12 protein-coding genes and 1 riboswitch are annotated in these 14,059 nt (G+C 35.7%); of the genes, 4 read left to right on the plus strand and 8 right to left on the minus strand.

Features of this window, described 5'->3' with window-relative positions:
• Positions 1 to 6 precede the first annotated feature (6 nt).
• Both IPJ83_11390 and IPJ83_11395 read left to right on the plus strand, forming a co-directional pair.
• Entirely contained in the window at positions 7 to 2,043 is a 2,037-nt protein-coding gene (locus IPJ83_11390; GenBank protein MBK7881147.1) for a hypothetical protein, read from the plus strand.
• Between the two features lie 14 nt (positions 2,044 to 2,057).
• Positions 2,058 to 2,765, plus strand: coding sequence for a methyltransferase domain-containing protein (locus tag IPJ83_11395; protein MBK7881148.1), 708 nt, complete (start codon positions 2,058 to 2,060; stop codon positions 2,763 to 2,765).
• Between the two features lie 27 nt (positions 2,766 to 2,792).
• On the opposite strand, the gene IPJ83_11400 is transcribed toward IPJ83_11395, so the two are convergent.
• Genes IPJ83_11400 through IPJ83_11430 form a run of 7 tightly spaced genes read right to left on the minus strand, consistent with a single transcriptional unit; the run spans position 2,793 to position 10,309 of the window.
• Positions 2,793 to 3,407, minus strand: coding sequence for a riboflavin synthase (locus tag IPJ83_11400; GenBank protein MBK7881149.1), 615 nt, complete (start codon positions 3,405 to 3,407; stop codon positions 2,793 to 2,795).
• A complete protein-coding gene (locus IPJ83_11405) occupies positions 3,407 to 6,115 on the minus strand; it encodes a gliding motility-associated C-terminal domain-containing protein (GenBank protein ID MBK7881150.1) in 2,709 nt (902 codons plus the stop codon). The genes IPJ83_11400 and IPJ83_11405 overlap by 1 nt, the downstream gene beginning before the upstream one ends.
• A 2-nt stretch (positions 6,116 to 6,117) precedes the next feature.
• Positions 6,118 to 6,999 carry a dTDP-4-dehydrorhamnose reductase gene (gene rfbD, locus IPJ83_11410; protein ID MBK7881151.1) on the minus strand — a complete coding sequence of 294 codons (882 nt, stop codon included), beginning with the start codon at positions 6,997 to 6,999 and terminating at the stop codon, positions 6,118 to 6,120.
• The gene (gene rfbC / locus IPJ83_11415) at positions 7,000 to 7,542 is read right to left on the minus strand and encodes a dTDP-4-dehydrorhamnose 3,5-epimerase (GenBank protein MBK7881152.1); all 543 of its coding nucleotides are present in this window, start codon (positions 7,540 to 7,542) and stop codon (positions 7,000 to 7,002) included. It lies immediately after the preceding gene.
• A 2-nt stretch (positions 7,543 to 7,544) separates the two neighbouring features.
• Entirely contained in the window at positions 7,545 to 8,846 is a 1,302-nt protein-coding gene (gene der / locus IPJ83_11420) for a ribosome biogenesis GTPase Der (protein ID MBK7881153.1), read from the minus strand.
• The gene (gene era / locus IPJ83_11425) at positions 8,843 to 9,745 is read right to left on the minus strand and encodes a GTPase Era (protein MBK7881154.1); all 903 of its coding nucleotides are present in this window, start codon (positions 9,743 to 9,745) and stop codon (positions 8,843 to 8,845) included. Before era ends, der begins: the two co-directional genes overlap by 4 nt.
• Positions 9,746 to 9,751: 6 nt before the next feature.
• Positions 9,752 to 10,309 carry a hypothetical protein gene (locus tag IPJ83_11430; GenBank protein ID MBK7881155.1) on the minus strand — a complete coding sequence of 186 codons (558 nt, stop codon included), beginning with the start codon at positions 10,307 to 10,309 and terminating at the stop codon, positions 9,752 to 9,754.
• On the opposite strand from IPJ83_11430, the gene IPJ83_11435 reads away from it, so the two are divergent.
• The gene (locus tag IPJ83_11435; GenBank protein MBK7881156.1) at positions 10,304 to 10,873 is read left to right on the plus strand and encodes an ATP-binding protein; all 570 of its coding nucleotides are present in this window, start codon (positions 10,304 to 10,306) and stop codon (positions 10,871 to 10,873) included. The two genes, IPJ83_11430 and IPJ83_11435, sit on opposite strands and share 6 nt — an antisense overlap.
• Positions 10,862 to 10,965, plus strand: a riboswitch (TPP riboswitch). It overlaps the preceding gene by 12 nt.
• A gap of 19 nt (positions 10,966 to 10,984) precedes the next feature.
• Entirely contained in the window at positions 10,985 to 13,417 is a 2,433-nt protein-coding gene (locus IPJ83_11440) for a TonB-dependent receptor (GenBank protein MBK7881157.1), read from the plus strand.
• On the opposite strand, the gene IPJ83_11445 is transcribed toward IPJ83_11440, so the two are convergent.
• Complete coding sequence (locus tag IPJ83_11445; protein MBK7881158.1) at positions 13,414 to 14,055, minus strand: hypothetical protein; 642 nt, start codon at positions 14,053 to 14,055, stop codon at positions 13,414 to 13,416. The two genes, IPJ83_11440 and IPJ83_11445, sit on opposite strands and share 4 nt — an antisense overlap.
• Between the last annotated feature and the right edge of the window lie 4 nt (positions 14,056 to 14,059).

Below are 14,059 nucleotides of genomic sequence, written 5' to 3' on the forward strand. Positions count from 1 at the left end.
TAATTTATGATATTCAATAAAGTATTAAGTTGGACCACAGGCGTATTTATCACCTTATTTTTTGTAATGTCTTGTGTAGACAGGGCGTTTGATGAGCCGCCTGTATATACGCCAACCATCCCTTTCTCTGCAAACAGCTCAATTGCGCAACTTAAATCAAAGTATATCCCCGGTCAGTTTGTGGATATCACCGAAGATTTAAATATTGTTGCAACAGTCATTGCCGATGATCGGTCCGGGAATTTTTACAAGACCATTGTGGTGCAAGACAGTACAGGAGGAATAGAAGTTAAAATTAATAGTATAGGACTTTTTGCCTTATTTCCTGTCGGCACAAGAGTAGGAATAAAGTGTAAGAATCTTACCATTGGTGATTATGCAGGGCTTATCCAATTAGGTCAGGGATCCTACCTCGATAATGGAAGAGATCGATTAGCAGGGATAGAAGATGCCTTGTTGGATCAGTATGTTTTTGCCGGGGAACGTAACAAATTTGTTGTTCCAAAAACAAAGTCTATTAATGCATTAAACTCTTTGGATCTGAGTACATTAATAAAATTGGAGGATGTTGAATTTGACCGAGCTGAGTTAGGAAAAACTTATGCTGATGTGGCGACTCAAACTTCACAAAACCTAAGCATTGTAGATTGCAATAAAGCAAGCTTGTTATTGCGAACCAGTGGTTTTGCAGACTTTGCAGGTTTTGTAATTCCATCCGACAACGGTAGTTTAACGGGTGTTTTATCTAAATTTAATACGGATGTGCAAATTTACATTCGGGATACGACAGACATTTTATTCAACAAAACTCCTTGTGGAGGCACTACCGGACAGGCAGTCTTAAAATCTATTTTGGAAGTAAGAGCTCTTTATACAGGCGCTGCCAACAATATAACAGAGGATATAAAAATTTCTGGCATCGTTACATCTGATAGAGACAATTCAAATGTAAATTCACGAAATCTATTTATCCAGGATGCCAGCGGTGCTATTACCGTCCGCTTTACTGCTAACCATACCTATGGATTGGGTGATGAGCTTGAACTTAATTTGAAAGGAATTGAATTGTCTGAATTCAATGGCCTTCTCCAATTGAATAATTTCCCTGCAAATAAAGTAACTAAAATTTCAACAGGTAAATCAATTTCACCGAAACTAATTACGGTCGCGGAGTTATTGTCTTCATTTGAAAATTATGAAAGTCAACTTATTCAAATTGTAAATGCAACATTGACAAAATCCAGTGGTTCCAATTATGCAGATAATGTCGAAGTGAATGACCAGACTGGAAAAATTAACCTGTTCACAAGCCAAAGTGCAAAATTTGCAAATGATAATTTTCCTACAGCAATAGTGAAAATAACTGCAATTGTTTCTCAATTCAACAGCAAACAATTATTAATTCGTAATACCTCAGATGTGGTAATAACTGGAGGAGGAGGTCAGGCTGAGCTTAAATCGATAAAATTTATCCGAGATTTGTTTTCTGGTACGCTGACCAATGTTTCGGGAGATTTTAAAGTTAAGGGTATTGTGAGTTCAGAAAAAAATGCACTGAATGTGGTTACGCAAAATGTTTTTGTCCAAGATGCCTCAGCCGCAATTGTCATCCGTTTTTCTGGGAACCACTCTTTTAATCTAGGGGATGAAATTGAAGTCACCGTTAAGGGAGTCGAACTTTCCGAATTCAATGGCTTGTTGCAATTGAATGGAACACCCCTGGCTAATGCTAAATTGATCAGCACGGGAATTCAGATACAGCCTAGAATTGCAACGGTCGCAGAATTAATAGCTCAGGCTGAGAATTGGGAAGGGCAGTTAATCAAAATTTTAAATCCTGGTTTTTCAAAATCCTCCGGTTCGAATTTCTCCGGTACTGTGGTGATCAATGATGGTACAGGCACCATAGATTTATTTACCAGATCGCAAGCCAATTTTGCTTCAGATATCTTTCCAACTAATGCCAAAAGCATTACGGGTATTCTATCTCAATTTACAGCAAGGCAAGTGATCATGAGAACATCTGCGGATATTGAACCGTAGTCATATGATTTCGTATGGAGGTTTTTAAGTTTAAATATTTTGATCTTTTTTTAGGTGAAAATATTATGAAGCCCTCCACAGACAGTGTCATCCTCGGCGCTTGGAGCAGTAAAAGAAATTATAATAGGATACTCGATTTAGGTTGTGGTTCAGGCATTTTGGGTTTAATGTTGGCCCAAGAGAATCAATCCTGTGAGGTAGTTGGAATCGATTTAAGTAAAGATGCCGTTAATATTTCAAATTTAAATTTTACTAAATCTGAATTTAGAAATGCTTTTCACTTTGTTCAAGGGGACTTTGTTGATTTCACCTCTTTACCTGATCCGTTTTTTGATTTGATTATTAGCAACCCGCCTTATTTTATTAAAGATTTGAATGCGTCTGAACAATCAAAAAATCTTCAGAGACATTTCACCTTGAAAAAAATTTCAGACTTAGTTTTTAACGTTTCCAAATTACTTACAGATAAAGGTTTATTTATATTGGTATTACCGGTTGGTTTGGAGTCAATATGGACCACAGAACTTATCTGCAATGGATTGTATCCGCTGGATTATTTAAAAATCAAACATTCTAATAAATCAGAAACATCCTTGGTTTGTGTTGCTTATTCCAGACTTTCCAATTCAGTCGGTTTTGAAGAATTAGTTATTTTAGATGATGAGGGAAATTTTTCGACCGAGTATATAAATCTCACAAGAAATTTTATTTCTGTGTTGTAATTAATATTGCAGCTATGTTTTATGCTTTTAATAGTTGATTTGCGGATCCAAAGAGTTTTTTTGCTCCATGGATCTTAATATATACTTCCCTAATATATCAAATTCAATATTTACGAAATCTCCTGGGTTTAGCGATCTTAAATTTGTGTTTTGGTATGTGTACGGAATTATTGAAACTTCAAAAAAATCATTTTTTAAATCTGATATGGTAAGGCTTATACCATGGACACATACGGAACCTTTTAGGACCATTAAATGGGCGTACTTAGGATCAAGAGAGAATCGGAATACGTGACTACCTTCCAGTACACGTATAGAAATACATTGAACTGTGTCGTCTGCATGCCCTTGTACAAAATGTCCACTAAGCCGGTCGCCAACTTTTAAAGATCTTTCTATATTTATAAGATCTCCTTTTTTTATAAGCTTAAACGCCGTTTTCTTAATGGTTTCTTCAATCAAGGTCACCCTGTACGAATCATCATCACATTCAACCACTGTCAAACACACGCCATTATGAGAGACACTTTCATCAATTCTTACTTCTTTACTTATTTTTGAGGAAATGCGTAAGTCAAAATTTCCGTTTTTCTCTTCAATCTCAATAATCTCAGCGATATCCTCAATAATTCCTGTAAACATTATTTGCCTTTTAAAAGCTCAATAAATCCGGTAATTACCCATTCCTGAATCTTGTCCGCATTGGGGTAAGGTCTTACCTTGCACTTGTAATAATAGGTTCCATCACTTAATTGATTTCCGTTGTTATTGTTTCCATTCCAATTAATTTCCGGGTCAACGGTGGTGTATACAACTTGTCCCCACCTGTTTACAATACTTAACTCAATAGATTGAACGTATCTGTTTATCCTCGGGGTAAAAATATCATTAAATCCGTCCCCATTTGGGGTGAATGTATTAGGTAATTCATACGATGGGCAATAATTGGCGCAAATTTTTTCAAAAGGTTTGCATTCTAGTCCTAATGTATCGAATGCGCTAACCTGATAACACAATGGTTCATTTTTCGTGATCAAATGTGTGTATCTGGTAAGACCTGGATCATTTATCTCAGTCAGTAATTCAGTTCTGCCATCTGGGTAAATTACGTAAACTCTATAACCGGAAATATCTTGCGAGATGCAACTTAAGTTTGGATTATTCCAGATGATCTCATTTACATCAGTTGGTACATCTGGTCTGTTTTCACAAGGTCCTTTAACTTGAAAATCCGGACAACAAGGTGGGGTAGAATCTATTGCGGTAATACAAAACTCATTGGAATGATTAATCAATGGGCTTTCAATCCATGAAATACCATAACTCCCTTTTGATCGCAGAAGGTAGCAATACTCCTCACCATAAATGATTTCTTTATCCTGAAATGATCTAAGTGAAGTGGTGAAAATGGAATCATATTTACTTGCGGATTTATTCTTTTTAAAAATCGTGTATTCATAATTATTCCATGGAGTGGATTCATCCCAGGACAAAAACATGAAGCCATTATCATTCTTTACATTTAGGAAAATACTCTGCGCAGTGTCTGATTCTACTATGTAATTGTCATTTGAACCAATTACAATCTTGTAAAAATGTCTGTTGTCATTTGTGTTTCTTAGACTATCTATAAAAAGTGTATCTGAAAAATTAAGTAAATCATTTGTGGATTGAGTGTAACCGGCAATTTCTAAGAAATTCACAAAATCAACAGAATGAAAGGCTTTGATGGTAAAAGGTGGTGTGCGATTTAGGTAGTCATACTTAGTGGGATCTGGCTTAGTCCACTTTATTTTTATTTTTCCATCATTAGAATTGGTAGCCAATACATCTGCGTTAAGCAATAAAGGGGCATCGGTAGAAATATAATCACAAGTTTCATTGGAAGCTAGGGAAGGAGTAAAATTATATGGATAATTCCCGGGACTTAATTTAGCAAATTCGGCTTGAACTCTATAACAATATGGTATGCCTTTAAGCGACGAACTATCAAAAAAAGTGTATTTTGAATTACTCAAATCGTTGACCAGGTAGGCAATTTGCATATAATCTGATTGTTCTAGTCCCGGATTACAGGTGTCTTGTAAAAGAAATCCATTGTTTATTTTACGCCAAACTGAAAATCCCCTAAAATCAGATGAATCCATATTGCAGGCATAAGGGAAGTCCCAAAACAAACGGATTTTATCATTTTCATTAATCGATCTTAGATTGTTAGGCTTAGGGCCAATCACTTTAATTCTAAGGACTCTGGTTGCAGTTAATCCGGTAGTGTCAAAATAATTATCAACAGCTTTTATAAATATGGAGTAAGGTTCTTTTCGAACATGATTGCAAGCCGTATTCCATTTCAAATTTACAGTTACTTTCGGGGTATTGAATCCGGAGGGAAAACTAATCAAAGCTGGATTTTTTAAAAAAAGTGGCGCACCATCAACTTCAACTTTAACACTTCCTCCTCTGGATCCTTTATCCGGATCATCCACAAAAAAACTTAAATCTATCAAACTGCCTGCGACTACACAGGTGTCCAAAATGCCGCTGATCAATGGTGGGTTATTTTCTTTACAAGATTCCACTACAAGAATTTGCATGTCTCTAATGGTTGAACTTATTTTTATTCCCTTTCGGTATTCTGTAATGGCAATGGCAATATTATATTCCCCGGCTCTTTGCGGAGACCTCCAAATAAAACTTCCGGTTTTGGAATCCAAACTGACAGCATTGTTTATTCCGGGTAAAATCTGACTTGGTAAAAGATAGTTGGGTACACCTGTTTTTTCAGCCATTAATGGCGTAACCAATTCAAACGAAAGACTGTCGCCATCTTCATCATATGCAGATGGATTGTGCTCAAATACTTGATAAAGACAGGCTATATCAATAGGAGCCTTTAGTAAGATGGGGGAATGGTTAATTCCTTGGAAAGTGGTGTTAAAAAGTGTAATGGTAGATTGAATGTAAAATGGGACATTAATGGAGTTAGGAGGGTCTACGTTTAATATGTTGTCAATTCTATTAGGGTCTAACATACTGATGCTATATGTTCCTCTCCCGGGATAAGTGTGTTCAGCTATGTAAATATTCTTTTTAATGTCATTAGGTAATGGCTGTCCATTTCCATTGGATCTTTTAACATTGGTAAAACTTCCATCTCCCCAGTTGATGCTCAGTGTATCTCTGTCGGCACCTACACTGGATGTTTTGGTATAGGTAATTAAGGTTGCTCTTATGGTTAAATTGCTAAGCTGTATATAGGTAATTTCTCCGGCACGGTTATGTGTGGCAAGCAGGTTTGCACTGTACATCATTGCAATCCAAAGAAGTGATATGTTTCTACCCAGCCACATATTCAATCCTTCTCCATTTTTAATCGATTAAGACAATGATGAAGACTATCCTTCCAAAACGGGATGCTGATGCCTAATGTTGTTTTGATCTTACTACAATCTAAAACACTAAATTTTGGCCTTGACGCTGGAGCATTGAAAACCTCTGTACTGATAGGAATAACCTTTACCGGCAAATTACAATGTGTAAAAATTTCACATGCAAATTCATACCAACTCAAGGATCCTTCATTGGAATAATGAAAAACTCCTTGTATGGAATCTATTCCTTCTGTCCTGAGATGGTCAATCAAAAAGATCAGCATATTGGCAAGATCCAAAGCATAAGTAGGGGAGCCGATCTGATCATTGACCACACTTACCTGATTATTTATCTTGCCTAATTTCAGCATGGTTTTAACAAAATTATGTCCATAATAAGAATAAATCCATGAACTTCTTAAGATAATTGCTTGAGGATTTATCAAAGCGATGAGCGCTTCAGATTTAGCTTTAGAATCTGCATATATACCTTTTGGATGCAGTGGCATATCTTCCTTAATAGGATCGGGTTTCTCCGAATGAAAAACATAATCCGATGAAAAATGGATAAATTTTATGTTCTTTTCAATACATGCACTTGCCAATATTTGCACAGACACTGTATTGATCTCATAACATAATTCAGGCTCTTTTTCGGCCAGGTCCACTTTAGTATAAGCTGCGGTATTAATCAATACATTTGGCAAATAAAGAGATAAAATTTCCTCCGTCTTTTGTTGTGAACTGATATCCCATTCAGATTTATTGAAAAAGAACCAACTCAAGTTATTTGAGTTGTTTGCAAGTTCTTTCAACTCGCTGCCAACTTGTCCATCTGCACCGGTTACTAAAATGGTAAACATCTAAAAGTTATAGTGTTTAATTTCTGGCCAATTAAGGTCTTTCCCTGAAATAATTTGCTTATCTATAGGTACTAACCAGTCAATATTCAAAACATTGTCTCTTGGGTTAATGCCTAATTCTGAGCCGGCATGATAAAACTCATCACACTTATAATTAAAAATACACTTTTCACTAAGCACCGAATATCCATGTGCAAAACCTTTTGGAATTAATAGTTGCTTTTTATTTTCCATGGAAAGTAAAATAGAAAAACTCTGCCCAAATGTTTTGCTTCCTGGTCTAAGATCTACCACTACATCCAATACCTCTCCATAACTAACTCTCACAAGTTTAGATTGTTGGTGAGGTGCAGATTGAAAATGAAGACCACGAATTACTCCGTATTCGGATTGAGATTCATTGTCTTGCACAAAATAATAATCTAAATGATTTGCATCAAATAAATTTTTGTTGTAAGACTCCATGAAATACCCTCGGGAATCTACATGTACTTTGGGTTCAATAATGAGCAAATCTTTCAAAGGAGTATTAGTAAGCTTCATTCTTATTTCTCTTTGAACAACAATCTTATTGGCACACCCGTGAAATTAAAAAGACTTCTTAACTGGTTCTCAAGAAACTGTTTATAGCTACCTTTAATTTGATCCGGATAATTTGAGAAAAAGGCAAATAGTGGATATTCCTTTTCTATTTGGGTGATGTATTTGATTTTAATTAAATGATTTCTAAATGAAGGTGGAGGGATTTTTCCTATCGCTTCAAGCATTTTTTCATTCAACTCGGATGTTTTTATCTTTTGACTTCTGTGTTTGTACACTTCAAGTCCTTTTTCAATGGCTTGAAATACGCGTTGTTTTTCTTTTGCCGAAATAAATAAAATAGGCACGTCATTGAATGGCGCCATTTTATTTTTTATAGTTTGTTCATATTCTTTGGCAGTGTTTGTAATTTTTTCAACCAAGTCCCATTTATTTACTAAAATGACCAAACCTTTATTCCTTTTGATCACTAGGGAAACAAGTTCCATATCCTGTGATTCAATACCCATTGTTGCATCAATTACAAGGAAACACACATCTGCTTCTTCAATACTTTTAAATGCCCTGATCACAGAATAAAATTCAAGATCCTCATGTACTTTGGCTTTCTTTCTAATCCCTGCAGTATCGATGATGACAAATTGTTTTCCGAATTTATTGTATTCCGAATGAATAGGGTCTCTTGTTGTGCCAGCAATGTCGGTAACCATGTTGCGTTCTTCATCAAGCAAAACATTAATCAGAGATGATTTGCCTACATTGGGTTGTCCTATAATGGCAAATTTTGGCAAGTCAGGAAGTACAAGTTCCTCCGGAGGGATTAGTTCTGCAATTGCATCCAGTAACTCTCCGGTACCGCTACCGGTCATTCCGGACACACAATACATTTCATCAAATCCTAAACTCCAGAATTCCTGAGCCAAGAGTAATCGTTCGTGGTTGTCCACTTTGTTAACTACCAAGAATTTCTTTTTGTCTACTCGTCGTAGTAATTGAGCAACAAATTCATCCAAATCTGTAATTCCGGTAGTCACATCAACCATATAAATAATGGCACTGGATTCCACAATGGCAAGTTCGACTTGCCTCCTGATCTCGGATTCAAATATATCACTGGAATGTGCAACAAATCCACCTGTGTCAACAATGTAAAACTTTTTTCCATTCCACTCGGCAACATCATATATTCTGTCCCGAGTAACTCCACTGATGTCATCAACTATGGACTTTTTGTGTCCAACTAGCCTGTTGAACAATGTTGATTTTCCTACGTTAGGTCTCCCTACAATTGCTACTGTAAATCTCATCTTAGTACTCCTGATTTTTCTAAAAAATTAATATCGTTCCTCCAATCCTTTCTGAGTTTAATGCTTAACCCCAGATAAGCCTTTTGCTGAAGAAATTGTTCTATCTCTATTCTTGATTTTATTCCTAACTCTTTAATCTTAGATCCATTTTTGCCTAATAGAATTGGGATTTGACTTTGTTTATTTGTATAAATGGTAGCCTCTATACTTGCCATTGGCAATTGATCGTCGACTCCTTTACATTTGGTGATTTCGACAAAGGTACTAAAAGGGATTTCATCTTCAAACAAATAGTAGATCTGTTCTCGGATTAACTCACTTAAAAAGAACTTTATGGGTTTGTCACTGGCTACATCATCCGAGAAATATGGCTCATGAACAGGTATTAATTCCAGGATTTGCTGCCTGAGGTCCGATATGCTTTCACCGGTAAGTGCAGATACCAAGAAGCTGTAATCCAGGTCATTATAAAATTCCAGATCGTTTTTGACCTGATCTATCTTCGATACTGGGATTTTGTCTTTTTTATTAATGACCAGTATTTTTGGAATGGTTAGCTTACGACATTCTTCAGTAAGGGTAAATGAACTTTCCTTAGGTCTGGACCCATCAACAACCATGAGTAACACATCAGCATCTGCTTGTGATTCCCTGATTTTATCATTCATCATCTTCTGCATGGGATAGTTCTCCTGTTCGATCCATCCCGGTAGATCTGAATAAATGACCTGGGTTTGTGGTAAATTGCAAATTGAAAAGATGCGAGCGCGGGTAGTCTGCGGTTTTGGCGAAACTATGGATAGTTTGTGCTCGCTTAATGCATTAACCAAAGTTGACTTTCCACTATTGGGCAAACCGACGATGTTAACAAAACCTGACTTATTTATTCTTGATTCCAATAAGTGTTAAATTTTTTGATCAATATATTCAAATAAAATGGTAGGCGTCATCTTTCTCCAATTGAGATCATTAAACTTTTTACCAAAGTTGGTGTGGTATTGTAATAAGGTCCTTTTCATTTCATCTTTGACATGTTCCAAAATATTGATAAAGCAAATCCAACCACCTTCATCTGAAATATCTTCCTTCCATTCTTCGTAATAACAATCATCCGATCCATGAAAGTTTAAGACATGTTCACACAATAAAATGAAATACTTTATCTTGTGTTGGATCATCACATCAATGATGTCTCGCTTGAGAAACATGATGTCATTTTCAATACAATCATTCCACTCGCCAATTAATTCTATAATGGCAAATCCATCTGCATAATCAACAAATAGAATTTTTATATACAAATTTGCGGAACCAAAACTATCCCACTGTGGATGAACATAATAGTTGTATATTTTGTTGCTGTACGTAAACTCACTATAGGTAACTTTATAAAAAGGTGACTTTTCATCCTCAGAACTGTTATACAGGTCTCTCCAGAGATAAAATGGTTCAATATCATGCATGCCGGTAAATACTCTAATAACAAAATCGGTCTAAAAAAGATTCGCATAGTCCTGACGGGCCCTGAATCAACGGCTAAAACAAGTCTTTCAAAGGCTTTGTCAAACCATTACAAAGTTAACTTGATTCCTGAATTTAGCAGGTATTTTCTAGAGAACTCAGTTACACCTTATACTTTTGAAGAGGTGAGTCTAATGGCAAAGAATCAAGTCAATATGGCTACTTTAACGCCATCAAGGTTGCCATTTCAATTGGAAGATACGGATTTACTGACCTATTTAGTGTGGCAGAAGTACAAGTACAATTTGATTGATCCGGAACTATTGAATTTTTGGGAAGTTAATAAAGCTGATTTTTACCTGATGTGTCTACCAGATGTTAAATGGCAAAATGATCCTCTAAGGGAGCATCCTCATCAAAGAATACCTATCTCCAAATTATATATTAATTATTTGATAGACAGCCATTTGAGCTTTGGATTTGTTTCCGGAAATGGCGTAAGAAGATTTAGTAATGCAGTTTTTTTAATCGATCAGTTTCTAAAAAAAGCTACCTTTGCATCCTAGGGGTGCCGCATCAGTGATTTTCACCGGCTGAGATTATACCCATTGAACCTGTACGGGTAATTCCGGGTAGGGATCAGGCTTGATGCTTTGCACTTCTAAAAAGCCTGCGATATGTTTAAATTTTGCTTTTTTTTCTGGTTGCTATCCTTTGGATTATTTGCTCAGTCTGAATTATATGGCAAGGTGGAGGATGAAAATTCAAATCCTTACCAACATGTGGTGGTCAAAATAGAACAATTAAATCTTTTAACCCGTACGGATGATTATGGAATGTATACATTCAAAAATGTACCATTAGGTAATTATGCCGTATCTGTAGATTATGGTTATGATGTGGAATACAGACAAGTGTTTATCGACAAACCAATAATTAATTACAATTTTACTATTTCCAGAAGGATCAATTTTGAAGAAATTAGCATCAGCTCTACTAAATGGGGGTCAGAAGCTTTGGTGTCCACTAAAAAAATAAATGGGGATGAAATTCTAAATAATAGAAATGACAAGGACCTTCCATACATCCTAAATACATTACCATCCATTCAAGTGCAATCGGATGCAGGAAATGGGATAGGGTATACTGGTTTTAGAATAAGAGGAATTGATCCGAATCAAATTCAGGTTAATTTAAATGGAATTCCTTTGAATGATGCGGAGTCATCCAGAACTTATTTCGTGAATACTCCTGACTTATTGGGGAGTGTAGATCGTCTTGAAGTCCTGTCTGGTTTTGTGCCAGGAAGAAGCGGTCCAGGTGGATTTGGCGCAGCATTAGATCTTAATCTGAATAAATTATTTTTTAAACCCTTTGCAAGAATATCTACCCAATTCGGTTCATTCAATTCTTCCTTGATTTCCGTAATGGCAAACACAGGATTATTTGAAGATGCTTATAATTTAGAAATACGATACAGCAGACAGAATTCAAATGGTTTTATTGAAAGATCTGACAGTAGGTTGAGATCACTGTTCATTTCTGGCGCCTTGATCAAAAAAAAATATAGCCTTAGAGTAAATTTTATTCAGGGTTCTGAAATAACCGGTCAGGCTTGGAATGGACTGCCTTACCAGTATTTTGGTCAGGATAGCCTGTTCAAATGGAATCTTGCCGGACGGGAAAAAATGCCCGAACCTTATAAAAATGAAGTGGATAATTACAAGCAGACTCACTCGCAAGCTTTTTACAATAGAGCAATTAATCACAATACCAATGTGGTGTTCAACTTTAACTTCACAAAAGGAAGAGGTTTCTATGAAAATTACCTTGCGAACAAGGTGTTGGCAGATTTTGGGATCAGCGATCCGGATACCTTACAGGCAGATATTATAAGACGTAAATGGTTGGATAATGACTTTTTATATTCCTATTTGGGATTGGAGAAAGTTTGGAGTAGTAAGTTTTCATCCAGTGTTGGTTTAGCGTTTTCCTACTACAAAGGCAGGCATTTTGGACAAATTATTAAAACTTCATTGTTTGAAGTGAACGGTGTAGGTCAAAACTATTATTTCAATACCGGTAAAAAGAATGAAATATGCAGTTTTTTAAAAACAGCTTATGATTTTAGTCCAAAATTAAAAGCAGTATTTGATTTTCATTTAAGATCCGTAATTTACAATGTGAATGGAACTGATGACATTTATGGACCAATAAATTTGAATCAAAATATAAGTCTGATCAGTCCCAAACTGGCAGTTATATTTCAACCTTTTAATATATTGCAAACCAGTTTTTCCATAGCCTATTATGAGAGAGAACCCTATAGGGAAGAACTGCTTAGCAACATATCTGTGGATAAAGAACGATTACTTTGTTTGGATGCTGGCCTGCAATGGAAAAGTAACAGAGTTATGGCATCTGCAAATTTTTATCACATGGATTATCGCGATTATCTCGCACCAAATGGAGATTTGAACGACACCGGTGATCCTGTAAGAGTAAATGTTCCTAATGCCCGGCGTAGTGGTGTAGAATATAATTTTGAATATGCTCCATTTAAATTTTTATCGGTTTCTTACCAAGGAAATATTTCAAAAAATTTAGCTAAAAATTTCAATGAAAAAATACCTGTATTTGATGAAAATTACATTAAGATAGATGAGATAGTTCGATTCTCTTCAAGCACGCCACTAGCTTTTTCTCCATCTCAAATCCATGGTTTTACTTTAAAAGTAAATTTTATCAATAAACCAAAATTTGCAGAATTGCTTCAGATCATATTAAACTCTAAATATGTTGGCGCTCAGTTTTTGGATCTTTCTGGAAAGGAAGAAGCTAAAATCGAATCTTATCATGTAGAAATGCTTAAACTTCAATATTCCAGATCCATAAGAAAGTCAAATTTGATTGCCTATATCCAACTGAATAACCTAAGTAATCAAAAATACTCAACCCATGGTTGGTTTAGCAGGTTTGGGAGTTCGGTAAGTATGGATCCGGAGACAAATCCGTATTTGGGAGTAGAAAATAAAAATGTATATTATTACAAAGGTTTGTTTCCTCAGGCCTTAAGACACTTTAGTGCCGGCGTAAATATCACATTTTAGAACCTGTAAGTAAGACCAATTCTAAATTGAATGGGCAGATCTACAGATTCTTTTGGTGCCAGAAAATCATACATTAGATACAATTCATAAGAAAATATTCCACCGGCATTATATCCCAGACCTGCATAAAAATGTTCATTCCAAAGTCGTCGGGTTTCCAACTTGTTGTCAGGACTAAGACCGACAATTTCAGATTGACTGATTTGTGAATATTCAATATGTGAAAATAAATATTTCAAAAATTTTAATCGATTAAAAGCCCCCAAACCAAAATTGAATGCATTGTATTTCCACACATCCGGAGCTGCATCAAATCTTCCTCCGGCATACGAGAACTCAAGTCTCGGTCCAACAGAGATCCAACTGTTTAATTTATAACCAACCAATGGCGATAAGCCTAATTCAAAAACATTGCCAACAACTCCATTGCCAATGGAAGCCTGATAAAACTGTAAATTAAATCCACCACCAAACCAAAGATGATCAATTAAATGATATTCTTCCTGATCTTTCTTTTTTGATTTGGAGGATTTCGAAGATTTCGAAGATTTCGAATTTTGTCCAAGACATGGATTCATCATGACCAAACAAAAACTCAAAATGAATAAGGAAATTGCTGATTTTATTATTTTTAACATTATG

The organism is Candidatus Vicinibacter proximus, assembly GCA_016713905.1.
Classification (GTDB): Bacteria; Bacteroidota; Bacteroidia; order Chitinophagales; family Saprospiraceae; genus Vicinibacter; species Vicinibacter proximus.